Annotated in this window: 22 protein-coding genes and 4 pseudogenes; 18 read left to right on the forward strand and 8 right to left on the reverse strand. The window is 76.8% G+C overall.

Annotated features, from left to right (window positions below):
* The first annotated feature begins 14 nt into the window (after positions 1–14).
* The 4 genes and pseudogenes from ACI79W_RS03410 to ACI79W_RS03425 all read left to right on the forward strand — a co-directional run bounded on the left by ACI79W_RS03410 (position 15) and on the right by ACI79W_RS03425 (position 3,355).
* Positions 15–995: a phosphotriesterase family protein gene (locus tag ACI79W_RS03410; RefSeq protein WP_456560670.1), complete on the forward strand. Its 981-nt coding sequence runs from the start codon at positions 15–17 to the stop codon at positions 993–995.
* Positions 996–1,167: 172 nt separating this feature from the next.
* Positions 1,168–1,595, forward strand: a pseudogene (locus ACI79W_RS03415) (DUF1349 domain-containing protein).
* A 130-nt stretch (positions 1,596–1,725) separates the two neighbouring features.
* Positions 1,726–2,691 carry a patatin-like phospholipase family protein gene (locus tag ACI79W_RS03420; protein ID WP_456560671.1) on the forward strand — a complete coding sequence of 322 codons (966 nt, stop codon included), beginning with the start codon at positions 1,726–1,728 and terminating at the stop codon, positions 2,689–2,691.
* A gap of 49 nt (positions 2,692–2,740) precedes the next feature.
* Positions 2,741–3,355: a carboxymuconolactone decarboxylase family protein gene (locus tag ACI79W_RS03425; protein ID WP_456560672.1), complete on the forward strand. Its 615-nt coding sequence runs from the start codon at positions 2,741–2,743 to the stop codon at positions 3,353–3,355.
* A 17-nt stretch (positions 3,356–3,372) separates the two neighbouring features.
* Here ACI79W_RS03425 and ACI79W_RS03430 read toward each other — a convergent pair whose 3' ends face one another.
* Together ACI79W_RS03430 and ACI79W_RS03435 are read right to left on the reverse strand one after the other, a co-directional pair.
* Positions 3,373–3,882, reverse strand: a complete 510-nt coding sequence (locus tag ACI79W_RS03430) for a phosphohydrolase (RefSeq protein WP_456560673.1) — start codon at positions 3,880–3,882, stop codon at positions 3,373–3,375.
* 9 nt (positions 3,883–3,891) lie between these two features.
* A complete protein-coding gene (locus ACI79W_RS03435; RefSeq protein WP_456560674.1) occupies positions 3,892–4,845 on the reverse strand; it encodes a hypothetical protein in 954 nt (317 codons plus the stop codon).
* Positions 4,846–5,070: 225 nt separating this feature from the next.
* Here ACI79W_RS03435 and ACI79W_RS03440 point away from each other — a divergent pair, with 225 nt between their 5' ends.
* Positions 5,071–5,292, forward strand: coding sequence for a hypothetical protein (locus tag ACI79W_RS03440; RefSeq protein ID WP_456560675.1), 222 nt, complete (start codon positions 5,071–5,073; stop codon positions 5,290–5,292).
* A 16-nt stretch (positions 5,293–5,308) separates the two neighbouring features.
* Here ACI79W_RS03440 and ACI79W_RS03445 read toward each other — a convergent pair whose 3' ends face one another.
* From ACI79W_RS03445 to ACI79W_RS03460, 4 genes and pseudogenes are all read right to left on the reverse strand, one after another.
* A complete protein-coding gene (locus tag ACI79W_RS03445) occupies positions 5,309–5,596 on the reverse strand; it encodes a helix-turn-helix domain-containing protein (protein WP_456560945.1) in 288 nt (95 codons plus the stop codon).
* 6 nt (positions 5,597–5,602) lie between these two features.
* Positions 5,603–5,830, reverse strand: a pseudogene (locus ACI79W_RS03450) (response regulator); the annotation flags it as partial.
* A gap of 220 nt (positions 5,831–6,050) precedes the next feature.
* A pseudogene (locus tag ACI79W_RS03455) lies at positions 6,051–6,344 on the reverse strand (histidine kinase); the annotation flags it as partial.
* 293 nt (positions 6,345–6,637) lie between these two features.
* Entirely contained in the window at positions 6,638–7,597 is a 960-nt protein-coding gene (locus ACI79W_RS03460; protein WP_456560676.1) for a zinc-binding dehydrogenase, read from the reverse strand.
* Between the two features lie 215 nt (positions 7,598–7,812).
* On the opposite strand from ACI79W_RS03460, the gene serA reads away from it, so the two are divergent.
* The 6 genes and pseudogenes from serA (at position 7,813) to ACI79W_RS03490 (ending at position 13,410) form a co-directional block, all read left to right on the forward strand.
* Positions 7,813–9,021, forward strand: coding sequence for a phosphoglycerate dehydrogenase (serA, locus tag ACI79W_RS03465; protein ID WP_456560677.1), 1,209 nt, complete (start codon positions 7,813–7,815; stop codon positions 9,019–9,021).
* 50 nt (positions 9,022–9,071) lie between these two features.
* Positions 9,072–10,469 (forward strand): thioredoxin family protein, encoded by a 1,398-nt coding sequence (locus ACI79W_RS03470; RefSeq protein ID WP_456560678.1) that lies wholly within the window; start codon positions 9,072–9,074, stop codon positions 10,467–10,469.
* Positions 10,466–10,984 (forward strand): annotated as a pseudogene (locus tag ACI79W_RS03475) (UGSC family (seleno)protein). Before ACI79W_RS03470 ends, ACI79W_RS03475 begins: the two are co-directional and overlap by 4 nt.
* A 40-nt stretch (positions 10,985–11,024) precedes the next feature.
* Entirely contained in the window at positions 11,025–11,618 is a 594-nt protein-coding gene (locus ACI79W_RS03480; RefSeq protein WP_456560946.1) for a peroxidase-related enzyme, read from the forward strand.
* Between the two features lie 30 nt (positions 11,619–11,648).
* A complete protein-coding gene (locus ACI79W_RS03485) occupies positions 11,649–12,515 on the forward strand; it encodes an SMP-30/gluconolactonase/LRE family protein (RefSeq protein ID WP_456560679.1) in 867 nt (288 codons plus the stop codon).
* Positions 12,516–12,672: 157 nt separating this feature from the next.
* The gene (locus ACI79W_RS03490) at positions 12,673–13,410 is read left to right on the forward strand and encodes an HpcH/HpaI aldolase family protein (RefSeq protein ID WP_456560680.1); all 738 of its coding nucleotides are present in this window, start codon (positions 12,673–12,675) and stop codon (positions 13,408–13,410) included.
* A 9-nt stretch (positions 13,411–13,419) separates the two neighbouring features.
* Here ACI79W_RS03490 and ACI79W_RS03495 read toward each other — a convergent pair whose 3' ends face one another.
* Both ACI79W_RS03495 and ACI79W_RS03500 read right to left on the reverse strand, forming a co-directional pair.
* Positions 13,420–14,709: a D-arabinono-1,4-lactone oxidase gene (locus ACI79W_RS03495; protein ID WP_456560681.1), complete on the reverse strand. Its 1,290-nt coding sequence runs from the start codon at positions 14,707–14,709 to the stop codon at positions 13,420–13,422.
* 127 nt (positions 14,710–14,836) lie between these two features.
* Complete coding sequence (locus ACI79W_RS03500; RefSeq protein WP_456560682.1) at positions 14,837–17,275, reverse strand: phosphatase PAP2 family protein; 2,439 nt, start codon at positions 17,273–17,275, stop codon at positions 14,837–14,839.
* Between the two features lie 169 nt (positions 17,276–17,444).
* Between ACI79W_RS03500 and ACI79W_RS03505 the strand changes: the two genes are divergently transcribed.
* The 7 genes from ACI79W_RS03505 to ACI79W_RS03535 all read left to right on the forward strand — a co-directional run bounded on the left by ACI79W_RS03505 (position 17,445) and on the right by ACI79W_RS03535 (position 24,429).
* On the forward strand, positions 17,445–18,302 hold the full coding sequence (locus ACI79W_RS03505; protein WP_456560683.1) for a patatin-like phospholipase family protein: 858 nt from the start codon (positions 17,445–17,447) through the stop codon (positions 18,300–18,302).
* A 19-nt stretch (positions 18,303–18,321) separates the two neighbouring features.
* Entirely contained in the window at positions 18,322–19,347 is a 1,026-nt protein-coding gene (locus ACI79W_RS03510; RefSeq protein WP_456560684.1) for a 1-acyl-sn-glycerol-3-phosphate acyltransferase, read from the forward strand.
* 37 nt (positions 19,348–19,384) lie between these two features.
* Positions 19,385–20,353, forward strand: coding sequence for an MsnO8 family LLM class oxidoreductase (locus tag ACI79W_RS03515; protein WP_456560685.1), 969 nt, complete (start codon positions 19,385–19,387; stop codon positions 20,351–20,353).
* A gap of 100 nt (positions 20,354–20,453) precedes the next feature.
* On the forward strand, positions 20,454–21,260 hold the full coding sequence (locus tag ACI79W_RS03520; protein WP_456560686.1) for a sulfotransferase family protein: 807 nt from the start codon (positions 20,454–20,456) through the stop codon (positions 21,258–21,260).
* Between the two features lie 572 nt (positions 21,261–21,832).
* Positions 21,833–22,231 carry a hypothetical protein gene (locus ACI79W_RS03525; protein ID WP_456560687.1) on the forward strand — a complete coding sequence of 133 codons (399 nt, stop codon included), beginning with the start codon at positions 21,833–21,835 and terminating at the stop codon, positions 22,229–22,231.
* An 83-nt stretch (positions 22,232–22,314) separates the two neighbouring features.
* Positions 22,315–23,877 (forward strand): phospholipase D-like domain-containing protein, encoded by a 1,563-nt coding sequence (locus ACI79W_RS03530; RefSeq protein WP_456560688.1) that lies wholly within the window; start codon positions 22,315–22,317, stop codon positions 23,875–23,877.
* 90 nt (positions 23,878–23,967) lie between these two features.
* Positions 23,968–24,429 (forward strand): DUF1905 domain-containing protein, encoded by a 462-nt coding sequence (locus tag ACI79W_RS03535; protein WP_456560689.1) that lies wholly within the window; start codon positions 23,968–23,970, stop codon positions 24,427–24,429.
* Positions 24,430–24,463 lie beyond the last annotated feature (34 nt).

A 24,463-nucleotide genomic window follows, 5' to 3' on the forward strand; every position in this document is an offset into this window, starting at 1 on the left:
CTGGAGGCCCCGCAGTGCCCACCGTCGAGACCGTCCGTGGCCCGATCGACACCGCCGACCTCGGCGCGACCCTCATGCACGAGCACGTCTTCGTCCTCTCCACCGAGCACGTGCAGAACTACGGCGCCGGCGACTGGTGGGACGAGGACGAGCGGGTGGCCGACGCCGTGGAGCAGCTGAACGAGCTGAAGGCGCTGGGCATCGACACGATCGTCGACCCCACGGTGTGGGGCCTGGGGCGCTACATCCCGCGGGTGCAGCGGGTCGCCGAGCAGACCGACGTCAACATCGTCGTGGCCACCGGGCTCTACACCTACGACGAGATCCCGCACCAGTACGAGCACCGCGGCCCGGGCCTGCTGCTGGACCTGCCGCGCGACCCGATGGTCGACGACTTCACCGGCGACATCCGCGACGGCATCGCCGGCACCGGCGTGAAGGCCGCCTTCCTCAAGTGCGTCATCGAGGCCAAGGGCCTCACCCCCGGCGTGGAGCGGACCGTGCGCGCCGTCGCGGCGACCCACCGGGAGACCGGCGCGCCGATCACCGTGCACACCTCCTCCCACACCGGCGCCGGCCGGCTCGCGGTGCAGGTGTTCGGCGAGGAGGGCGTCGACCTCGCCAAGGTCGTCATCGGGCACGCCGGCGACAGCAACGACCTGGACTACCTGAGCGAGCTCGCCGAGGCCGGCTGCCTGCTGGGGATGGACCGGTTCGGCCTGGACATCTACAACCCGACGTCCTCGCGGGTCGACACCATCGTGGCCCTGGCCGAGCGCGGCTACGCGGACAAGATGGTGCTGGCCCACGACGCCAGCTGCTACATCGACTACTTCCCGGGGGCGCAGGCCCAGGAGGCCAAGCGGCAGATCGCCCCCAACTGGAACTACACCCACATCAGCAAGGACGTGCTGCCGATGCTCCGCGAGCGCGGGATGACCGAGGAGCAGATCCGGCAGATGCTCGTCGACACCCCGCGGCGGTACTTCGAGTAGCACGGCCGCGTGGCGGACGACGGGCTGCGCCGGCAGCCGTGGAGCGCCGGCGCCTGGACGGCTCCGCCGGCTGCCGCGCGGGAGGACGGCCCCGACCTGCTGGTCACCGCCGTGCAGGGGGAGCGACGCGTGGCGGCACGCCTCCGGTTTCGTCCACGACGACGCGCACGCGCTGCTCGCGCCGCTGCCGTCGCCGGGCGCGGTGGAGGTGACCTTCGACCTGGGTTCGGACGGCGAGTTCGACCAGGCCGGGCTGGTGCTCCGGGCGGGGGCGGAGACCTGGATCCAGGCCGGCGTCGAGGTCTCCGACGGGTCGCCCCAGGTCGGCGCCGTCGTCACGCTGGGGCGCTCGGCTGGTCGGTGGCCCCGGTGCCCGGCTGGGCGGGGCGACGGGTGACCGGGCGGGCGAGCCGAGCCGGGGACGCGGTGACGGTCCGGGCCCGGGTCGACGACGAGCCCTTCCGGCTGGTGCGCCTCTGCGCCTTCCCGGAGGACGTGCCGGTCGCCGCCGGACCGTACTGCTGCGCCCCCACCCGGGCGGGTCTCGTCGTCCGCTTCCGGCGGTGGGTCACCGGCCCGCCCGACGCCGCCCTGCACTGATCCCCGGTGGCCGCGCGGCGGTACGCGCGGGACGCGGCAGCCGGGCGCCCGCCGCGGCCCGCTCCGACGCCGCTCCCTCCGCGCCCGGTCACGACCTGCTCGCCCGGTGGAGCCGTGGCAGGCTCGGGCCGTGACCCGTGTCGGCCTGGTGCTGGGCGGCGGAGGGGTCGTCGGGCAGGCGTACCACTCCGGTGTCCTGGCCGTCCTGCAGCACGACGTCGGCTTCGACGCCCGGTCCGCCGACATGGTCGTCGGCACCTCGGCCGGCTCGATCACCGGCGCGCTGCTGCGGCTGGGCGTCTCGCCCGAGGACCTCGCCGCCTGGACGGTCAAGGCGCCGCTCTCCGGCGACGGTGAGGTGCTGCGGCAGATCACCGAGACACCGCTTCCGGAGCTGGCCCCCTTCCGGCCGTGGGAGCTGCTGCGCCGCCCGATGCGGCCGCCCGGTCCGCAGATGGTGCAGCGGGCGCTCACCCGCCCCCTGCTCTTCCGGCCGCTGGCCGCCGGCATGGCGCTCATGGCGCCCGGGCGGCACGACGTCCTCGAGCAGCTGTCGGCGCTGCGGGAGCTGGAGGGCCCGCACTGGCCTGCGCGCGACCTGTGGATCACCGCCGTCCGCCGCCGGGACGGTCGCCGGGTCGTGTTCGGGCGGCCGGGCGCGCCGCCGGCCCCGCTGCACCGGGCGATCGGCGCCTCCTGCGCGGTGCCCGGGTACTTCGCGCCGGTGGCCATCGGCCGGCACGCCTACGTCGACGGCGGCGCCCACTCGCCGACCAACGCCGCCGTCCTGCGCGGGCAGGGGCTCGACGTCGTGGTCGTCGTCGCCCCGATGAGCGGGCCCACCGGCTGGCGCCCCGGCGTGTTCGCCGCGGCGCGCCGCTACGCCGACCGGTTGCTGCGCCGCGAGGTGCGGGCGCTGGAGGCCGACGGCGTGCGCACCGTCGTCTTCACCCCTGGCCCCGAGGAGCAGGAGGTGATGGGGAACGACATGATGTCGCGCGCGCGGCTCGACGACGTGGTCTCGCGATCGTTCCTCGCCGCCGGCGCGCACGCGACCCGGCCGGAGGTGGCCGCCCTGCTGCGTCCTGCCGCGTAGCCCGCGGCCCCTAGGCTCAGGATCCCGCGCCGCGACAGGAAGGTGCCCCGTGTCCCAGGACCTGACCGGCCGGCCGGCGCCCCGTGGGCCGGCCCGCATCCCGCTGCTGCGCCCGGCGGAGCTCGACGGCGAGCGCGCCCGGCTGCACGCCGAGATCACCCAGGGCCCCCGGCAGGCCCAGGCGTCGGTGGTCCCGATCACCGACGACGCCGGCCGGCTGCTGGGGCCGTTCGCCGCCATGCTTCTGGTCCCCGAGATCGGCTCGGCGGTGCAGGCGGTGGGCGCGGCGCTGCGCGGGGAGGAGCTGCTGGGCCCGCGGGCGCGGGAGCTGGCGATCCTCGCCGTCGCGGCCCGGCGCCGGTCGCACTTCGAGTGGCTGGCGCACGAGCAGGCCGCCCGCGCCGCCGGCGTCGCCACTGCCTCGCTGCAGGCCCTGCTGGACGGCCGGGTGCCCGAGGGGCTCGACCCGGTCGAGGAGGTCGTCGTCGCGACGACGTGGCGGCTGCTCGACGGCGGCGAGCTGGACGACGACGGCTACGCCGAGGCCACGTCGGTCCTGGGGGTCGAGGCGCTGGCGGCGCTGGTCTGGCTGGTCGGGTACTACGCCATGCTCGCCACCGCCCTGGCCACCTTCCGGCCGGACGGGTCCGAGCCTCCCGGCTGAAGGCCGGTGAGCCGGGCTCAGACGAGGATGCGCCGGCCGTGCAGGCGGTCGGCGGCCTCGGCGGCGAGCAGGATCCGGCGGGCCGGCCGGTACCGCCCCTCGCGGAGGGTGCGCGCCTTGTCGGGGTCGGTGCCGGCCAGCGCCTCGCTGGCGGCGAGGTCGAGCGCGTTGCCGACGAGCATGACCAGCCGGCCCAGGGGGTCGGCGGCGGCCCGGCGGACCGAGCCGCCCATGTAGGGCTCGCCGGGCCGCGGGGTCACCGCGTCGACGGCGGCGACGACCGCCTCCGGCACCCCCAGGGACCGCAGCCGGGCGACGTCGTAACGCCGGGCGGGATCGGGGTGGTCCTGGGTGAGGGCCAGCACGTCGCGCAGCACCCCGGCCATCTCCGCCTCCGGGCCGTGGGGGCGCAGCATCTCGGCGAGCGGCCGCAGGACGGCTAGGTAGTGGTCGTGGCCGTCCCGGTCCACCTGGCCCTCGTGCGCGGCCAGCGCCAGCAGGTGCGCGTCCGGGACGGTGAAGGCCACGCCCCGAGGCTAGGCGGTGCCGGCCCGCGGGGACCGGAGGCGGCGCAGGCGGTCGCGGAGCCGGCCGTTCGCCGCGGCCGGCGGGTCGTCGGTCCGGGGCGGCACGGCGCGGGCCGTGCGCTCGACCTCCGCAGCGAGCTCGGCCCGGCGGTGCTCGAGGGCGGCGACCTCCGCGAGCAGCGCCGCCCGCCGGTCGGCGGCCTGCCGGTCCAGGCGGTCGCGGTGGGCCGCCGCCTCGTCGTCCGCCCGGCGCCGCTGCTCCCGGCCGGCCTCCAGCACGCGGAGAACCTCAGCGTGGCCCTGCAGCCGGCCGCGGGCCACCTCGGCGGCGGCCTCCTCCGCGGACCGGGCCGCCCGCTCGGCCGCGCGCTGCTCCACCTCCCGTGCCTCGGCTCCGCGGCGCTCGGCCTCGGCGACCGCGTCGGCGCGGATCTGCTCGGCGGCATCGAGGGTGCGCCCCACGACGGTGAGCAGCGTCTCGGCCCGGGCGGTCGCAGCCGCCGCGGTCTCGCGGGCGCCGGCCCGGGCGCGGGCCAGCTCCTCGGCGGCGTCGGCCCGCAGCTGCTCGGCCTCGGCCCGGGCAGCCGCGCGGAGCTGCTCGGCCTCGGCGGTCATGCCCTGGGCCTGGTCGGCCGCGGCGGCGAGCATCGAGCCGATGCGCTCGGAGAGCCGCAGCAGCTCACCGCCGCCCGCGGAGTGGTCGAGCAGCCGGTGCGCCTCGTCCAGGGCGGTCCGGGTCCGCAAGCAGCGGTCCAGCAGGTGCTCCCGCTCGCGCTCCGCCGTCGCCAGCTCGTCCTCGGCCCCCTGGACGTAGGTGTCGACCTGGAAGCGGTCGTAGCCGGCCAGCACCCGGCGGAACATCGGCGCCGCCCGGAACAGCGTCGGCAGGTCGCCGGAGACGTTCGGGTGCGGGGCGCCGCCGGTGACCTCGGCAGGGCCCTCGAGCTGCGTCGCGGTGCTCATCCGGCTGCCTCCTCCCGTGCGTGTCCGGCTCGCATCGGGCCGACGCTATTGCGGGCGGACGTGCGTGCGCGCGCCGAGGTGGGGGCCGCTCACCCGCCCGGGTGGGGTGCACACCCGGACCGGTCGGGAGCCCCGGGCGCCGTCGCGTTGCGTGACATCGCCCGCTCGGGTGAGCCGCCGGCGGCGAGGGTTCCCCGGCCGGCGGCGGGGGGCACACCGTGCCCCATGGCAGCGCCCAGCCCCGCGCCGGTCCCCGGCAACCTGACCGTGCCCCCGCTGTTCCAGTGGGAGGTCGTGGCGACCGTCGTCGTGCTGGCGGCGGTCCTGGCGGTGGTCGCGGTGATCGCGCTCTCCGCCGCGCCGGGAGCCGGCGAGCGGGCGGAGTGGCAGCGGTGGCTCGCCGGGCGGTCGCACCGGGCCCCGGGCGAACCGCGCGCGGACGGCTGACCGGCCGCGTCCCCGCTCAGGCGCCGCCCCGGAACCGGAGCACCGCATCGACCCGGTTGCGGGCGTCGAGCTTGCTGAGCAGACGGGACACGTGGTTCTGCACCGTCTTGACCGACAGCCCGAGCCGCCGGGCGATGCCGGCGTTGTCGAGGCCCTCGGCCATCAACCGGAGGACCTCGTTCTCGCGTTCGCTGAGCCCGGGTGCCGCGGGCGGCTGGGCCTCCCGCACCTCGGTGAGCCGGGCGAGGAGCCGCGGGGCCAGGGACCGCCCGAAGACGGCGGAGCCGTGGTGCACCGCCCGCACCGCCGCCAGGAGCTCCTCCTGGCCCGCCCCCTTGAGCACGTAGCCGCGTGCCCCCGCGTCGAGGGCGGCGACGATCGCGTCGTCGTCCTCGACCATCGTGACCACCAGCACGGCCGTCGAGGGGCTGGCCCGCAGCACCCGCCGGGTCGCCTCGGCACCGGAAATCCCGGGCAGGTTGAGGTCCATCAGCGCGACGTCCGGCCGGTGCAGGGCCGCCAGCCGGACGGCGTTCCGCGCGGAGGACCACCCGCACGCTGGTGGCGCACGGCCCCGCGTGCCGGACCGCGTTGGTCACCGCCTCCTGGGCGATCCGGTAGGCGGCCACCTCGGTAGCGGCGGGCAACGCGGGCACGGTGGGGGAGGCCTCGACGACCACCGGGAGGCGGCCGGTGCTCACCCGCCGGGCCAGCGCGTGCAGCGCACCGGGCAGCCCCAGGTCGTCGAGCGCGGCCGGGCGCAGGTCCTCCACCACCCGGCGCACGTCGGCGACCGCCTCCTGGACGTCGTCGCGCAGCTCGAGGAGCACCCGGTCGACAGCCGGGGCGCCCCCCACGGTGTTGCGCGCCGTGTCGACCCGCAGCGTCAGCCCGGCGAGCGCGGGACCGAGGCCGTCGTGGAGGTCGCGGCGCAGGCGGCGCCGCTCCTCCTCGCGCGAGAGGACCAGCCGCTCGCGCGACGCCTGCAGCTGGCGGGAGAGCTCCAGCGCCCGCACCACCGGGGCCAGCTGGTGCGCCAGCGCCGTCAGCACCGGCCGCGTGCGGCGCCGGGGTGGCGCCCTGCAGGGTGTTGCCGGCGACGGCGAGGACGGCGAACCCGCCGGCGGCGGTGAGGAGGGCGGGTCGGGAGGTGGGGAGGGGCATGGTCGGCCTCGTGGCTGCGGAGGGCGCCCGCCCGCAGGCTGGTCGGCGTGACCTCGGCCCCGGCGGTGCGTGGACGGGGCAACGGTCGCGCCCGGCGGTTCCCGCCGTCATCGGGCGGCTTCCCGGCCGGCCGGGAAGTCCTCCCGGCCGGCGCTCCCGTCGTCCCGGTCGCGCCCCCCGGTCAGGCCGTCTCGAGCACGATCTTGTACTGGCCCGCCCGCGGCTGGATCGCGGCGGCGAAGGCGGCGGTGACGTCGTCGACGGGGTGGATGTCGCTGACGTAGACGTCGCGCAGCCCGGGGTGCTCGGCGAGGTAGGCGCCCGCGTCCCGCAGCACGCGCGCCCGCTCGCGCGTGACCCCGGCGCGCAGCGTCAGGTTCTTCCGCAGGAACGTGATCATGTCCAGCGGGTACACCGGGTCGTCCGGGATGCCGAAGTAGAGGACGTCGCCCCCGGGGGCGACGGCGGTCAGGCAGTCCTGCAGCGTCGTCACCTGGTGGCCGACCGCCTCGACGACGACGGCCGGCCGGTCGGCGTCCGGCAGGATCGCGGCCCAGCGGCTCGCGCTCGCGGTGACGGTCTCGTCCACCCCGAAGACGCCGGCCGCGGCGCTGCGGTCCACCCGGTCGACGCCGATGACGCGGCGGGCGCCGCGCTGCTTCAGCACGTGGCTGAACAGCAGGCCGATGGGGCCCTGGCCGACGACGCCGACCGTCTTCCCCCGCACGTCGCCGAGCTGCTCGGCGGCGTACAGCACGCACGCCAGCGGCTGCAGCATGACGGCGGTGGTGGGCGGCAGCGCGGTGTCGTAGCCGGCCAGCCCCTCGCCGTCGGTGACCACCAGCTCGGCGATGCCGTCGAAGGCGGCCGCCCAGCCGACCACCAGGTCACCGGGGGAGTGCGCCGGGTGCCGGCTGGCGACGACCTCGCCGACGACCTCGTGCAGGGGGAAGCCGGGCACCGGCGTCGCCGTCCGGTCCGCCGGGTCGGGGGCGTGGAGGAAGGGTGCGCCCTTGAAGAACGGGAGGTCGCTGCCGCAGATGCCCCCGGCCCTCGTCGCGAGCAGCACCTGCCCGGCGGCCAGGTCCTCCGCGCGCGGGGCGGCGACCTCCACCCGCTCGAACGCGAACGGTCCGCTCAACCGCTGGGCCCACACGTCGCACCGCCTCCCTCCGCGACCGCCGGGTGCGGCCGCCCGGGAAGTAGACCAGCGCCGGGCGCCGGGCGCAGCAGGACCTGCCAGGGGCACCCGTCGCAGGGCGTCGGGGCGCCGCCGGGATACTGGTCGGCGTCGCGCACGCCCGGCGACGCGCCGGCGCACCGGCCGGCGGTCCCACGGTCGAGGAGGTCCTGGACGTGCCCAGAGCGCTGCTGCTGGAGAACATCGACCCGGTCGCGACCGAGATCCTCGGTGCGGCCGGCTACGAGGTCGAGTCGATGCGCGGGGCGCTGGACGAGGCGGACCTGATCGCCGCGCTCGACGGTGTGGACCTGCTCGGCATCCGCTCGAAGACCCAGGTGACCGCGGAGGTGCTGCGCAGCCGTCCCGGCCTGGAGGCGGTGGGCGCCTTCTGCATCGGCACCAACCAGATCGACCTGACCGCGGCGGCGGCCGCGGGCGTGGCGGTGTTCAACGCGCCGTTCTCGAACACCCGCAGCGTGGTCGAGATGGCGATCGCGGAGATCATCATCCTGGCCCGGCGGCTGGTCGACCGCGACCGGTCGCTGCACGCCGGCATCTGGGACAAGTCGGCCGCCGGCAGCCACGAGATCCGCGGGCGCACGCTGGGCATCGTCGGCTACGGCAACATCGGCAGCCAGCTGTCGGTGCTGGCCGAGGCGCTGGGCATGCGGGTGCTGTTCTACGACCTCGAGGACAAGCTGGCGCTGGGCAACGCCGAGCGCTGCGACAGCCTGGACGAGCTGCTCGAGCGGGCGGAGACCGTCACGCTGCACGTGGACGGGCGGGCCGGGAACGCCGGTCTGTTCGGCGCCGAGCAGTTCGCCCGGATGCGCCCGCGCAGCCTGTTCCTCAACCTGTCGCGCGGGTTCGTCCTGGACCACGAGGCGCTGCGGGACAGCATCCTGAGCGGCCACATCGCCGGGGCGGCGGTCGACGTCTTCCCGCACGAGCCGCGGGAGCAGGGCGACGAGTTCACCTCGGTGCTGCGCGGCCTCCCCAACGTCATCCTGACCCCGCACATCGGCGGCTCGACCCAGGAGGCGCAGCACGACATCGGGCGGTTCGTGGCCGGCAAGCTCGTCGACTACACCGCCACGGGGACGACGACGCTGAGCGTCAACCTGCCCACGGTGGTGCTGCACGGTTCCTCGACCGACCGCTTCGCCCTGCTGCACCGCAACGTGCCCGGGGTGCTGGCGCGGGTCGACGCCCTCGTCGGCGAGCACGGCCTCAACGTCGACGCCCAGGTGCTGGCCACGCGCGGGGAGTACGGCTACGCCGTCACCGACGTCAGCGCCCCCCTGCCGGCGGACCTGCTCGCGGCGCTCACCGCCCTGCCGGAGGCCGTGCGCCTGATGCGGTTCGGCCCCCGGGCGCGCTGACCCGGGTACCTCCCTCGCCAGGGAGGCGGGCGCTCGGTAGGTTCGCCTGCGTGCAGCTCCCGGACGGTCTCGTGGCCGTGGTGAAGCGCGACTGCCCCACCTGCGTGCTCGTCGAGCCGGTGCTGCGGCGGCTCGGCGCCGCCGTCTGGTGCCAGGACGACGCCGGGTGGTTCGACGGCGACGACACCGAGCTGGAGCTCTCCTACCGGCTGGGCATCGAGACCGTCCCCACGCTCCTGCGCGTGGTCGACGGCGCCGAGACCGCCCGGGTGGTCGGGTGGAGCCGCGAGCAGTGGGCCGAGCTGACCGGCGTGGCCGACCTCGGCCAAGGGCTGCCCGAGCACCGGCCGGGCTGCGGCTCGCTCTCGGTGGACCCGTTCCGCATCGACGCGCTGGAGGCGCGCTACGGCGGCAGCGGGCTGGCCAGCCGGCGGATCGAGCTCGCCGAGCTCGAGGACGAGCACGAGGCGCTGTTCGACCGGGGCTGGACCGACGGGCTGCCCGTCGTGCCGCCGACGCCGGAGCGGGTGCTGCGGATGCTGCGCGGCACCACCCGCGACCCGGCCGAGGTCGTCGCCGTCGTCCCGCCGGACCTGGTCGAGTGCACCGTCGAGAAGGTGGCCGTCAACGCGGTGATGGCCGGGTGCCTGCCCGAGCACCTGCCGGTGGTGCTGGCCGCGCTGGAGGCGGCCGCCGCCGAGGAGTTCGCCCTGCACGGGCTGCTCGCGACGACGTACTTCGCCGGGCCGGTGGTCGTGGTCAACGGGCCGGTCGCCGCCCGGATCGGCATGAACAGCGGGGTCAACGCCCTCGGCCAGGGCAACCGCGCGAACGCCACGATCGGCCGGGCGCTGCAGCTGGTGGTGCGCAACGTCGGCGGCGGCCGTCCCGGCGAGGTGGACCGGGCGACCCTGGGCAACCCGGGCAAGTTCACCTTCTGCTTCGCCGAGCGGGAGCACGGCAGCCCGTTCGCGCCGCTGGCGGCCGACCGCGGGGTGCCCGGCGACGCGGTGACGGTGTTCGCGGGATCGGGCGTGCAGCCGGTGGTCGACCAGCTCAGCCGCGACCCGGCGTCGCTGGCGCGGACCTTCGCCGCCTGCCTGCGCGTCAACGCCCACCCCAAGCTGCCGATGGCCTTCGACGCGATGCTGGTGGTCTCGCCGGAGCACGGCCGGGTGTTCCGCGAGGCGGGGTGGGACCGCGCCCGCCTGCTGGGCGAGCTCGCGGAGCTGCTGACCCTGCCCGGCGAGGAGCTGGTGCGCGGGGCCGGCGGCATGGCCGAGGGGGTCCCCGCCGGCCTGGCGGGAGCGGAGCTGCCGAAGTTCCGGCCCGGTGGTCTGCTGGTCGCGCACGCCGGTGGCGACGCCGGGCTGTTCAGCGCGATCGTGGGCGGCTGGGTCGCCGGGGAGACCGGGAGCGCCCCGGTGACGAGAGAGGTGCGCGCATGAGAACGGTCCTGGACCCGACCGGCGAGCGGCAGGCGTCCGCCCGGGAGCTGCTGCCCCGCCCGGCCTCGCTGCGCGGCCGGAGCGTCGGGCTGCTCGACATCAGCAAGGCACGCGGCGACGTCGTCCTCGACCGCCTGGCCGAGCTGCTCGCCGCCGACGGCGCGGTCGTGCGCCGCTACCGCAAACCGACCTTCGCCCGCACCGCCCCGGTGGACCTGCGCCACGAGATCGCCGAGCGGTGCGAGGTGGTCATCGAGGCGCTGGCCGATTAGGGCTCCTGCACGTCGTGCAGTGTGCACGACATCGCCGACCTCGAGCGCCGCGGCGTCGTCGGGGTGTTCCTCGCCAGCGAGGCCTTCGCCGAGGCGGCCCGGGCCCAGGGAGCCGCGCTGGGCTTCCCGGCGCCCTGCGTGCTCGTCCCGCACCCTGTCCAGGACCGCACCGACGCAGAGCTGCGGGCCGCCGCCGAGGCGGCGTACCCGGCGGTGGTGGCCGCCGTCACCACCGCGGGGTGACGTCGGTGCCGCGCACTGCCAGGGTGGGCCGGTGACCGAGATGCCGATCAGCCGCTTTCCCCTCCGGCCCGCCGACGAGCTGCCGCCCGACCTGGCCGAGCGCTACGCGGAGGTCCGGGAGAGGTCCGGCTTCCTGCCCAACGTCTTCGCCGCGCTGGCCTGGCGGCCGGACGAGGCGCGGGCGTTCTTCGCGATGCACGACGCGCTGATGGACAAGGAGACGCCGGGGCTGTCCAAGGCCGACCGGGAGCTGATCGTGGTGGCCACCAGCGCCGGCAACGACTGCCTCTACTGCGTCGTCGCGCACGGCGCCGTCGCCCGCATCCGCACCAAGGACCCGCACATCGCCGACCACGTCGCCGTGGACTGGCGCAAGGCCCCGCTGTCGCCGCGCATGCACGCCGTCCTCGCGGTGGCCACCCGGCTCGCGGCCGACCCGGCGTCGGTCACCGCCGCGGACCTGGCGTCGCTCACCGGGCACGGGCTCACCGAGGACGACGTGTGGGACGTCGGCATGATCACGTCCTTCTTCGCGCTCTCCAACCGGCTGGCGCACTTCGCGGCCATCACGCCGAACCCGGAGTTCTTCCTGATGGGCCGGCTGCCGCGCGGCGCCGAGGTGCCGCCCGCCTGACGCCGGCCAGGGGCCCGCTACGGTCCGCCGGTGACCGACCCGACGACGACCGTGCTCGCCGACGACCTGGGCTTCCCGGAGGCTCCGCGCTGGAAGGGGGGCCGGCTGTGGTTCTCCGACTTCCACGACCGCGTGGTGCGCCGGATGCCGGCCGCGGGCGGCCCCGAGGTGGTACTGGAGCTGGACGACAGCCCCTCGGGGCTCGGCTGGCTGCCGGACGGCGACCTGCTCGTGGTCTCCATGGTGCGGCGGGCCCTGCTGCGCGTGGGGGAGCACGGCACGCGGGTGCACGCCGACCTCTCGGCCGCCACCCGGTTCCGCGCCAACGACCTGGTGGTCGACGCCGGGGGGCGGGCCTACGTCAGCAGCTTCGGCTTCGACCTGGAGTCCGGCGCCGAGCCGGCGGCGACCGACCTCGTGCGGGTCGACCCCGATGGTTCGGTGTCCGTGGCCGCGCCGGAGGTCGTCTTCCCCAACGGCATGGTGCTCAGCCCCGACGGCCGCACGCTGGTCGTGGCCGAGACCTACGGGGCGCGGCTCACCGCGTTCGACGTGGCGGCGGACGGGTCGCTGTCGGGGCGGCGGGTCTTCGCCGAGCTGCCCGGTGTCGCACCCGACGGCATCTGCCTGGACGCCGAGGGGCAGGTGTGGGTGGCCACGGCGCGTACGCCCGAGGTGCTCCGGGTCCGCGATGGCGGCGAGGTGACCGCCCGGGTCGCGGTGGGCAGCGGATCGCTCTCCTACGCCTGCGCCCTCGGCGGGGACGACGGGCGGAGCCTCTTCGTCTGCACCGCGCCGAGCTGGCGCCCGGGGCCGCGCGCCGGCCGCATCGAGACCGCCCGGGTGGAGGTCGGCGCCGCGGGGCGGCCGGGAGGGAAGGCTTCCCCCGAGGGTTGAGCCGCACCGGCCGACGTCCGGCCGCACCGTGACGCGGCTCCACGTCGGCCGGCGCGGCTCGACGTGCCCTCACCGCGGGTGCCCGGGCCCTCGGTCGCGCTCGGCGGGCCGTTCGCGCAGGATCGGACCGGTTCGGACGACGACAGGGGAGGACCGGATGGCGGGCAGCGAGGCGGAGCTGCGGCAGCGGTGGTCGGAGGGCCGGCCCTGCCACGGGCTGTGGAGCCTGCTGCCCGGGGCGGTGACCGGTGAGGTGCTGGCCCGGACCGGCGCCGACTACGTCGTCGTGGACCTGCAGCACGGGGCCACCGCCGAGGCCGATCTGCCGGGCACGTGCGCGGCGATCACGGCGGCGGGCTCCGTGCCGCTGGTGCGCACCCGCAGCCCGCTGTTCCCCGACCTCGGGCGGCCGCTGGACCTCGGCGCCCGGGGCGTCATCGTGCCCAACGTCCGCGACGCCGGGCACGCCCGCGAGGTCGTCGCCGCCTGCCGGTACGCACCCGCCGGCGGGCGGTCCATCGGGCGGCTCTCCGGCGGCGCCGACGAGCCGCTGGTGCTGGTGATGGTGGAGGCGGCGTCCATGCTCGCCGACCTCGACGCCGTCCTCGAGGTGCCGGGGCTGGACGGGCTCTACGTCGGACCGGCGGACCTCGCGCTCTCGCTGGAGCTGACCGGTGAGGGCGGGCGGGAGGAGCTCCGCGCGGTGCTGTCCTCGATCATCGCGCGGGCACGGGCGGCCGGCGTGCCCGTGGGGGTGCACGCGCGCAGCGGCGAGGAGGCGGCCGGCTTCGCCGCCGAGGGCGCCACCGTGGTGACGGCGGCCGTCGACGCCGGCTCCCTCGCCGAGGCCACCGCCCACCACCTCGGGATCGCCCGCGGCGCGGCCACCGGCTGACGGCGGCGGTCAGGTGAAGGCGGCGACGGTCCGGTCGAGGTAGTCGTTGCGGAACGCCCCCCGGGGGTCGAAGCGGCGGACGAGCTCGCGGAACCCCGCCATCCGCGGGTAGAGGGCGGCGAGCTCGTCGGCGCCGGTCGTGAAGAGCTTCCCCCAGTGCGGGCGGGCGCCGTACGGGCGCAGCGCCGCCTCGATCGCGGGCAGCAGCGCGCGGACCCGTTCCTCCTCGGGACGCCAGGTGAAGTGCAGCGCCAGCACGTCGTGGCCGTACGCCGGGCTCAGCCACAGCTCGTCGGCGGCCACGGTGCGCAGCTCGCTCACCTGGAGCAGCGGCGCGATCCGGTGCGCCAGCGCGCGCAGCGCCTCGCACGCCGCCCGACCGTGCGGCCGCGGGACGAAGTACTCGGTCTGCAGCTCCTCCCCGCTGCTGGGGGTGAACCCGGTGCGGAAGTGCGGCAGCCGCTCGTGCCACTCGCCGGGCAGGCCCAGCTGGTCGGTCAGGTTCTCGACCGGGGTGCCCGGCAGCATGTGCGTGGGCTCCGTCGCGGCCCGCGCCCCGAAGAACTCCTCCGGCACGACGTCGTGCTCGTCCGTGCGGGACTTGACCCACACCTGGGTCACCTCGTGCCAGTCGGTGAACACGCTGACGCTGTAGGCGGCGTCGGCGACGGCGTCGAGGTCGGCGAACAGCCGCTCCCAGGTCAGCCCCACGTAGACGTCCGTGCGCACCTGGAAGGCCGGCTGGTAGCGGAGCGCGAGCCGGGTGACCACGCCGAGGGCGCCGAGGTGGACCACCGCGCCGTCGAAGTCGGCGTCCCCGGGCGTCAGCCGCACCAGCTCCCCGTCGCCGCGGACCAGCTCCAGGCCGACGACGGCGGTGCTGAGCGAGCCGTTCCGGTTGCCCGAGCCGTGGGTCCCGGTGGCCGTGGCGCCCGCGACGGTGATGTGCGGCAGCGAGGCGAGGTTGTGCAGCGCGTAGCCGTGCTCGGCCAGGCGGGGAACCACCGCGCTGTAGCGCGCGCCGCCCGGGACCCACGCGGTGCCGCCGTCGCCGTCCGGGGCCGGCTCGAGCTCCACCCCGCCGGGCAGCCGGTCGAGGGCCACCAGGTCGGCCGGGGTGTCGGCGATGTCGTTGAAGCAGTGCCGGGAGCCGAGGGCCTTGACCCGCCCGCTGGCGGCCACGAGCGACTGCAGCTCGGCGAGGCTCGCCGGGCGGTGCAGCCGGGCCGCCCGGTAGGCGACGTTGCCCGCCCAGTTGGTCCCCGGCTCGGCGGGGACGGCGGTCGACGTCTCGGGCATGCTGGCTCGCCCTCTGCTCGGGGCCGGCGGCCGGGCGACCTGCCGGGAGGTCCGATCTTCCCCGACCGCCCCGTCCGCCGGGGAGACGTCGCCCCCGCCCGGCGACCGCGGGGCACGAGGTCGGCCCTCACAGGTGCGGGCGGTGCTCGAACCTCGTCGTGAGAGCCGCACCGGCCGCGGCCGGCAGCCAGAAGGTGAGCAGCCGGAAGACGACCACGGCGGCGCAGGCGCCGGCCAGCGGCGCTCCCAGCGCGGTGAGCGCCAGCAGCAGCGCCACGTCGGCGGCGCCGGGGGCCGCGGTGACGGGCACGACCGACCACAGCAGGTGCAGGGCGCAGTAGACGCTCGCCGTGGCCAGCAGGGCGACCCGGCCGCCGACGCTGTGCAGCGCCGCGGCGAGGACGGCGGCCTCGAGGAAGACCCCCGCGACCGTCCACGCCAGCTGGGCGCCGCGGCCCCGCGGCACGCCGTCGGAGCCGGACCGCCGGACGGAGAGCAGATCGCCCAGGGCCCGTCCCACGTCACCCCGGAGTTCGGTCCGGAGCGGCTCCGCCCCCGACCGGCGCAGGGCGAGCCACTGCCCGGTGAGCACGAGCGCCCACGCACCGAGCCCGACCAGGACGGCGGGGACCAACGCCTCGGGCGTGCGCCAGCCGGTCAGCCGGCCCTCCACCGCGGCGAGGACGGAGGTCACCGCGGCGACGACGACCGCGGCGACGACGGCACCGGCGGTGTAGCGGGCCAGCGCGGCCGCGGCAGCGTCAGGCAGCACCCCCGCCCGCTCGAGGAAGCGCGCGGCGGCGTGCCGTCGGCCGTCGTGCCCGTGCAGCAGCCCCGCGCTCTCGGCGACCATGCCGGCGCCGTACGTCCGGCCCAGGGCGATCCGCCGCTCCACGGTGAGCAGCGCACCGGCGGCCATGGCGGTGCGGGCGAGGAGGGCCAGCGCCACCGCCGCACCCAGCCACCGCCAGCCGCCGCGGCCGACCGTCTCGGCCATCGGACCGGCCCCGGCCAGCAGCGGGACCCCCACCAGCGCGCCGAGCGAGCCCACGGCCACGGCGGTCCGGGCCGGCCAGCCGGCCGGGGCGAACTCCGGGCGGTCGGGGTCGGGCAGGCCCAGCCGCGCACGCACCTCCGCGCGGAGCCGGACGAGCCGGTCGGGCCGGGCGCGCAGCCCGAGACGGGTCGCGGAGGAGAGGCTGAGCGGCGCGAGGGCGGGCAGCGCCGCCGCGACCGGGTCCCGCCCGAGCTGGTCCAGGGCCGTGCCGACGACGAGGCCGGGTTCGACGAGCAGCGAGAGGGAGGCCATGAGCTCGGCGACGTCACCGGCGAGCGAGTCGTCGGACGCGCCGGTGAGGGCGTTGCCGAACTCGACGATCCAGGGCCGGCCGTCCCGGTCCACCACGATGCTGTGCGCCACGAGGTCGTGGTGGGCGACCCGCGCCTGGTGCAGGAGGCCGACCTGCGCCCAGACCTCGGCCAGCAGCTGCGGGGCGACCGTCCCGGGCGGCAGGTCGTCGAGCGACCGGCCGGGGACGAAGTCCTGCACCACCACGGCGCCCCGGTCGTCCCCGCGGGCGAGCAGGATGCGCGGGGTCCGCACCCCGCGCTCGCGGGCGGTCATGGCGGCGACCGCCTCGTGCTCCGCCTGCTGCCCCAGCGGCGCCACGGCGTCGGCGTCCTTGACGTCCCGGACGGCGAGCAACCGGTACAGGCGGTACAGCCAGTCCCGCTCCGCGCGGTCGGGTTCGAGGTATTTCACGTACAGGCGCTGGCCCGCCCCGGTGGTGGCCTCGAACGGGTGCGAGCTGCGGGCCTCGACCGCGGCCGGCCGGATGTCGACCACGGGCAGGCCGAGGCGGGACAGCAACCGGCCGAGGCGGCGCGGGTCGACCTCGCGGCGGGGCACGCCGAAGGCCCAGTGCACGAGGGAGCCGATGGCCCAGCCCACGGCCACGCCGCCGACGACGTCGAGCGGCAGGTGGGCGCCCACGTACACGCGGGCCAGCGCGACCGACCAGGCCAGCCCCCAGGCGACGCGCCCGGTCCGCCTCGAGAGGTAGGGCACCGCCGCGGTCGCCAGGGCGGCGGCGACCGCGGAGTGCCCCGAGACGAACCCGAGCCCCCCGACCGGCCCCTCCGGGAAGTTCACCTCGACGGCGAAACCACCCGGCCGTTCCCGCCCGACCACGCCCTTGACCAGGTCGGCCGCGACGTAGGCCAGCAGCCCCGAGATCAGCAGGTCGCGCGCCGCGCGCACGTTCCGTGCGGTCAGCGCTGCGGCCGCGAGCGCCGGGACGGCCAGCGCGTTCCCGAGCTGCATGACCACCCAGACGAGCGGGAAGACGACCGACGGCAGGCCGTTGACCAGCTGGAACAGGTCCCGCTCGAAGGTGGGCAGCTCACCGCGCTGGGCGACGAGGAAGCCCAGCCCGAGCACGGCGGCGCCCAGCAGGACGCGGACCAGGTCCACGGGGTGCCGGTGCACCGGCGAGCCGCCGCGGCGGCCGGGGGCGTCACCCAGGCGACGGACGTGCCGGCGGCCCGCCTCCAGCTCCGTCGTCACCGCACGAGTGCACTCCTCGGGCTCCCTGTCAGCAAGGTGTTCCGGCCCGAGCCCTGCGGGTGCCGCCGTCGGGGGAGCACGTCCGGGTCGTCCGCGCGGCGCCGTCCCGCCCCGCCGGGGAGGCGCCGCCGATCGGGCTCCGGCCGGTGCGGGGTGACACGATGCGGGCATGTCATCGGGGACCGCGGCCGGGCAGGGGACGACGGCCTTCGTCCTCGGGGGTGGCGGGGTGCTGGGTGCGGCCGAGGTCGGCATGCTGCAGGCCCTCGTGGACGCCGGGATCCGGCCCGACCTGGTGGTGGGGACGTCGGTGGGCGCGATCAACGGGGCGGTGCTCGCTGCCGACCCGACCGTTGGTGCGGTGGGCCGGCTGCGCGCGGTCTGGGAGGACCTGGCCGAGCGCGGGGTCTTCGCCGGCTCGGTGCTGGCCCGGCTCCGCACCCTGGCCCGCACCCGCACCCACCTGCACCCGCGCGAACCGCTGCGCGAGCTGCTGGAGGAGCACCTGCCGGTGCGGACCTTCGGCGAGCTCGCCGTCCCCTTCCAGTGCGTCGCCGCGAGCATCGAGCGGGCCGCCGAGCACTGGTTCGCCGACGGCCCGCTCGTGGACGCGGTGCTCGCCTCCTCCGCCGTCCCGGGGTTGCTGCCCGCGGTGGAGATCGACGGGGAGCACTTCCTCGACGGCGGGCTGGTGCACAGCATCCCGGTCGGCCGGGCGGTCGCCCTCGGGGCCCGGACCATCTACGTGCTCCACGTCGGCCGGATCGACCGGCCGCTGCGCCCGCCCGCCCGCCCGTGGGAGGTGGGGCTCGTGGCCTTCGAGATCGCCCGCCGGCACCGGTTCGCCGCCGACCTGGCCGCGCTGCCCCCGGGGGTGACGGTCCACGTGCTGCCCTCGGGCGGTGCGGTCGCGCCCGGCGCCGGGGACCTGCGCTACCGCGACTTCTCCGGTGTCCCCGCGAGGGTGGACCGGGCGTACACGGCGGCGTGCGAGTACCTGGGGCGCTCCGGAACCGGGACGGCCTGAGGTGCTGCCCCCTCGGCGCGTGCGCCGGATCACCGGGCCCCTGCTGGTCGTCGCGCTCGTGGCCGCGGTCCTGCTGCTGCCCGTGCTCGTGCCGGTGGCAGCCGTCGCCTCGCTGTGGCTGCCGGGCCACTGGCGCGGCCTGCGGCTGCTGTGCCTCGCGCTGGCCTACCTCGCACTGCAGGTCGCCGGCCTCGTCGCCGCCGGCGGGCTGTGGGTGCTCAGCGGGTTCGGCCGCCGGCTGGGCGGGCCGTGGTCCCGCGCGGCCCACTACACGGTGCTCCGCCTGCTGCTCGACGCGCTGATGCGGATCGCGCGGCGGCTCTTCGCACTGCGGCTGGTCACCGACGGGGAGTCGTGGTCACCGCTGGACGACGGGCTCCCCGGCTCGACCAACGCCATGGTCGTCCTGTCGCGGCATGCCGGCCCGGGCGACTCGTTCCTGCTGGTGCACACGTTGATGGACCGGGACCACCTGCGCCGGCCGCGGATCGTGCTCAAGGACGTGCTGCAGCTGGACCCGGTGATCGACGTGTACCTCAACCGGTTGCCCAACCACTTCGTGCCGGCCGACCGGGCGGGCGGGTACAGCTCGGAGCAGGCGATCGCCGACCTGGCCCGCGACCTCGGCGAGGAGGACGCGCTGCTGATCTTCCCCGAGGGCGCCAACTTCACGACCCGGCGCCGCACCCGCGCGATCCAACGGCTGCGCGAGCGGGGGCTGCTGGCGGCGGTGCGCCGGGCCGAGGAGATGCGGCACGTGCTGCCGCCACGACCCGCTGGGGTGGCCGCGGCCCTCGGGGCGGCGCCGCACGCCGACGTCGTCTTCGTCGCGCACACCGGGCTGGAGCACCTGAACACCCCGCGCGACGTCTGGCGCGGCCTCCCGCTGGACAAGACCCTGCACCTGCGCTGGTGGTTCGTGCCCGCCGCCGACGTCCCGCGCGACCCGGCCGAGCAGGTCGACTGGCTCTACCGGTGGTGGGAGACCATCGACGACTGGGTCGCCACCACGTCGGCGGCCGAGCGGGGCACGCACCCGGCGTAGCGGAAGCCGGGCGCGGGGTCCCCGGTTGCACCCCGTCGTGAGGCTCTCCCTGCTCGACCGCTCCCGCACCCGTGCCGGCCAGCCGGAGGCGGCGGCGCTGCGGCACACCGTGGAGCGGGCGGTCGCGGCCGAACGGCTGGGCTACCACCGCTTCTGGGTCGCCGAGCACCACGGCGTGCCGGGCATCGCCTCGGGCGCCCCGGCGGTGCTGCTCGCGGCCGTGGGCGCGGCCACGTCGGCGATCCGGCTCGGATCGGGCGGGGTGATGCTGCCCAACCACCAGCCGCTCGTGGTGGCCGAGCAGTTCCTGGTCCTGGCGGCCCTGCACCCGGGCCGGGTCGATCTCGGGGTGGGGCGCTCCCTCGGCTTCACCCCGCCCGTGCGCCGGGCGCTGCGCCGCACCGGCGAGGAGCCCGACACCTTCGCCGACGACGTCGCCGAGCTCCGCGGGTACCTCGAGCGGACCGGCCAGGTCACCGCCCGGCCGGTCACCGCCACGCCGATCCCGCTCTTCGTGCTCGCCACCGGACGGGGAGCCGGGGTCGCCGCCGCGCTCGGCCTCCCGCTGGTGCTGGGCGGCCCGCTGCTGGACCGGCCCGAGCTGGCCGACTTGCTCGCGGGCTACCGGCGCGACTTCCGCCCGCACGGCGACAGCCGGCCGCACGTCACGGTCTCGCTCGACGTCCTGGTCGCCGACACCGACGAGGAGGCCCGCGAGCTGGCCCTGCCCGAGGTGTGGGCGATGGCCCGCTCGCGGCGCACCGGTGTGTTCGACGCCCTGGAGCCGGTGGCGGAGATCCGGGGCAGGCGCTGGGACGACCTGGACGCGCGCCGGGTGGAGCAGGGCCTCGCAGGCGCGGCCGCCGGCCGGCCGGCGACGGTGCGCCGCCGCCTCGAGCAGCTGGCCGAGCGCACCGGCGCGGACGGGCTCCTCGCGAGCGGCGCGACCTACGACCGGGCGGCGCTGGCCGCCTCCGACGCCGCCCTGGCGGCCCTGCTGCGCTGATCTCGACCGGCCGCGGCCCGCGCGGCTGGCTAGGTTGTGGCCTCGAGCGTTCTCGCCGACCGCCCGCGGCGGGGACGGCACGGTTCCGGGAGGGTGTGCGGTGCGGCGGATCTTCGTGGTGGGCTGCCCGCGGTCGGGCACCACGCTGCTGCAGTCGTTCCTGGCGGCGCACCCGCGGGTGCACTCCTTCCCCGAGACCCACTTCTTCCACGAGCTCCGGGCCCCGCGCGGGGTCCGGCGGGCGGTCGGCCTCCCCGCGGCCGGTACGGACCGGCGGCTCGACGACGTCGCCGGCTGGCTCGGCACCCGCCGTCGCGGTCCGGTGCTCCCGACGGTGCGGGGCTACGGAGCTGCGTTCGTCGCGATGGCCGACGCCGCCGCGCGGGAGCAGGGTGCGGACGCCTGGGTCGAGAAGACACCGGCGAACCTCTACGCCCTGGACCTCGTCGAGCAGCTCGTTCCCGGCGCGCACGTGGTGCACATCGTGCGCAGCGGCGTCGACGTCGTCGCGAGCCTCTGCGCCGTCGCCGAGGGCTGGGGCACCAGCTACACCGTGGACACCGCCATCGAGCAGTGGGCGGAGTGCATCGCGATCACCGAGCGGCACCGTGGCCGACCGCGCCACTCCGTGGTCGGTTACGACCGGCTCGTGCGGGACCCCGAGGCGGCGCTGGCCACGCTGTGCGCCGAGGTCGGACTCCCGTACACCGACGAGATGGTCATCGGGCGGGCCGCCGCGGCCGGCCGGCTGGTCAAGGACTTCGAGCACTGGAAGGCCGACAACACCGGGCCGCTGCGCGACGGGACGGGCCGGCGGGCCCGCGAGGTCTTCGATGCCGCCACCCTCCGGCACGTCCGGGAGCGGGTCGCCGCCGTGCCGGTCCCAGAGCTCACCGGAGCCCGGTGACCCACGGCCGGCCCGACCGCCGCTGCAGGTGCTCGGAGGCCCACGCGGCGAGCGTGGTGGGGGTGGTGGTGACGACGATTTCCATCGGCTCCTCCTGCCCGGACGGGTGAGGTGTGTCGACATGCTGGCGCGGACCACCGACAGGGACCGCGTCCCCGGCGGCGCGGTCCGGGACGCGCCGCCTCTGCGCGACCCCCGGGGCCGGGGCGGGACCACGGCAGGCGCTGACGGGTGGTCGCTCTCTGCCCCGCCCGGCGGGGCGGAGAGCGAGTGACCTGGGGAGGTGCCGCCCCCCGGGTCGGGCGGGCGCCGCAGCGGCCGGCCGGCACGTGCGCCGCCCGGCGCGGGGAACCTGGGACGGCGGCCCCACGCCTCGGTGCCCGTGCGGCCGACCAGCCCGTCCTCGAACGCGGACACGTGGCGGACGTCGCTGGTCCGAGGAGATGCCCGCGCGGTCCCGGGCGTCGAAGGCCGCGTAGAGCAACCGCACCCGGGCACCGGGACGGTCTCGATCCCTCGGCGGGTGCGGCAGGGCTCCCGCCAGGGGCTCCGAGCCCCTACGCTGCCGCGGCATGGCCCGCCGGTCCACGCTCGTGGCGGTCTCCTGCGTGCAGCTCGCCGCGCAACTGGCCGGCCACGTGCTGGCCGTGCGCCGTCGCCGGCACTTCGACGTCCCGCTGATGACCGGCAGCCCCGACCACGTCGGCCGGGACTGGCTGTGGTTCGGAACCGCGTTCAGCGCGCCGTCCTACCTGGTGGCCCTGCAGGCCTGGGCGGTGGCCCGGCTCCTCCGGGGGCCGGACGACCGCGCGCGGTGGGTGCTCCGCTGGGTCGGCACCGGGATGACGGCGGGCTACGCGAGCGAGCGGGCGGTGCGGCTGCGGGTGCGCGAACCCGATCCGCTCGAGACGCCGGTCGTGGTGACCGGGTGGGCGTGCGCGGCGGCGATGGCCGTCCTGGCCCGCCGCTGACCGGTCGTCCCGACGGCCGTCCGGCGCACCCGGAAGGAGGTGGGACGTTGGTACCTGCGGGGCGCGACGGGCACACTGCCGATGTGAGAGGTGGCGGCGAGGCGAGCACCGATCCCGGCATCAGGCTCCCCGAGCCCGACGGGCCCGGGGGACGGTCGGCACCCGGGGCCCCGCTGCTGATCCCCGGCGAGACCTGCTGGCGCATCGAGCGGGCCGCCAGGTTCGCGATCTTCGTCGACGCGGCCGGCTACTTCGCCACGCTCAAGCGCGCGGTGCTGTGCGCCGAGCGCCGGGTGCTGTTCATCGGGTGGGACTTCGACCCGCGCATCCGGCTCGACCCGCTCGGCGGGGGGCGGCCCGAGGACGACCGCCTGGGCGCCGTCCTGGAGCAGGCGGTGGAGCGCCGCCCCGGGCTGGAGATCGGCGTGCTGCAGTGGGACCTCGGCATGCTCCGCGCCCTCGGCCGGGGGCTGAAGCCCATCGTGCTCCTGGACCGGCGCGCTCCCGACCGGCTCACCTTCGCCGTCGACACCCACCACCCCGTGGGCGGCGCGCACCACCAGAAGATCGTGGTGATCGACGACTCGCTCGCCTTCGCCGGCGGCATCGACGTGACCGCCGACCGCTGGGACACCTCGGACCACGCCGACGACAACCCCGACCGGTGCCGCCCGGTCAACGGCCGCGGTCCCGGACGGCCGACCGGGCCGTGGCACGACGCGACCAGCATCATGACCGGCCCGGCCGCCCGGGCCCTCGCCGAGCTTGCCCGCGAGCGGTGGGAGAGCGGGACGGGGGAGCGGCTCGAACCGCTCGACGAGGAGCGGGACTGCTGGCCCGAGGACGTCGAGCCGCTCCTGACCGACGTGGACGTGGCGATCTCCCGCACCCGGCCCGAGCACGGGGGCACGCCCCTCGTGCACGAGGTCGAGCTGCTGTGGCTGGCCGTCATCGCCGCCGCCCGGCGGTCGCTGTACGTGGAGAGCCAGTACTTCGCCAGCCGGCGGATCGCCGAGGCCGTCGCCGAGCGGCTGCGCGAGCCCGACGGTCCCGACGTGGTGGTGGTGAACCCCTGGACCGCCGACGGGTGGCTCTCGGAGAAGGCGATGGGCACCGCCCGCGCCGCCGTGCTCGAGATGCTGCGGGAGGCGGACGTCCACGACCGGTTCCGGCTGTACACGCCGGTGACAGAGCGGCGCGCGCACATCTACGTCCACGCCAAGGTGACCGTGGTCGACGACCGCCTGCTGCGCATCGGGTCGAGCAACGTCAACAACCGCTCCATGGGCCTGGACACCGAGTGCGACCTGGCGATCGAGGCGGTGGAGGGGACGCCGCGAGCCGGGGAGCTCGCCGCCACCATCAGCGGGTTCCGCGACCGGCTGCTGGCCGAGCACCTCGGCTGCACGCCGGAGGAGGTCGCCGCCGCGGTCGAGGCGACCGGCTCACTGGTGCGGGGGATCGAGCAGCTGCGCCGGCCGAGCGGGCGGTCGCTGGTCCCCTTCGAGCCGCCGGAGCTGGGTCCGGCCGACCGGGCGCTCGCGGAGTCGGAGGTCATGGACCCGGAGAAGACGCCGAACCGCTGGCGCCGGGTCGAGCGCTTCTTCGCCCGCCGCCGGCGACCGCGCAGCCGTACCCGCGCGTGACGCGCTGCACGGGCCGGGCGCCGCACCGATGAGTCCCCGGCGCACCGGCGGTCCACCCTTCGTCAGCGACCCCGCACCCGAGGAGCACCCGTGACCAGCAGCCCGAGGACCTCGAGCACGTTCCGGACCACGCTGGTGGCCAGCGGCGGCAACAACGTCGGCATTGTCGTCCCCGAGGACGTGGTGCTGGCCTTCGGCCGCGGCAAGCGGGTGCCGGTGGTCGTCACCGTGGACGGCGGCCACTCGTACCGGACGACCACCGCCTCGATGGGCGGCCGGCTCCTCGTGTCCTTCAACGCCGCGACGCGGGCGGCCACCGGCCGCGGAGCGGGCGACGAGGTCGAGGTGCGGCTCGACGTCGACGACGCACCCCGCACGGTCGCGGTCCCGCCGGCCCTGGCCGGGGCGCTGGCCGCGGATCCGGCGGCGGCCGCGGCGTGGGCGGCTCTCTCGCACAGCAAGCAGCGGGCGCACGCCGAGTCGGTCGCGGGCGCCCGGACGCCGGAGACCGCCTCCCGCCGCGTGGAGAAGGTGCTCGCGGCGCTCGCGTGACCAGCCCACGCCCCCGGCGCGGCCGGGCGGGGAG

This window comes from Blastococcus sp. SYSU DS0533, assembly GCF_054050775.1.

Excerpts from the sequence above, each read along its gene's own strand:
- ACI79W_RS03440 (WP_456560675.1), top strand. The coding sequence starts at position 5,071 with ATGGCAGCGCCCAGCCCCGCGCCGGTCCCCGGCAACCTGACCGTGCCC.
- ACI79W_RS03435 (WP_456560674.1), bottom strand. The coding sequence starts at position 4,845 with ATGAGCACCGCGACGCAGCTCGAGGGCCCTGCCGAGGTCACCGGCGGC.
- ACI79W_RS03495 (WP_456560681.1), bottom strand. The coding sequence starts at position 14,709 with ATGCCCGAGACGTCGACCGCCGTCCCCGCCGAGCCGGGGACCAACTGG.
- ACI79W_RS03525 (WP_456560687.1), top strand. The coding sequence starts at position 21,833 with ATGGCCCGCCGGTCCACGCTCGTGGCGGTCTCCTGCGTGCAGCTCGCC.
- ACI79W_RS03505 (WP_456560683.1), top strand. The coding sequence starts at position 17,445 with ATGTCATCGGGGACCGCGGCCGGGCAGGGGACGACGGCCTTCGTCCTC.
- ACI79W_RS03490 (WP_456560680.1), top strand. The coding sequence starts at position 12,673 with ATGGCGGGCAGCGAGGCGGAGCTGCGGCAGCGGTGGTCGGAGGGCCGG.
- ACI79W_RS03480 (WP_456560946.1), top strand. The coding sequence starts at position 11,025 with ATGCCGATCAGCCGCTTTCCCCTCCGGCCCGCCGACGAGCTGCCGCCC.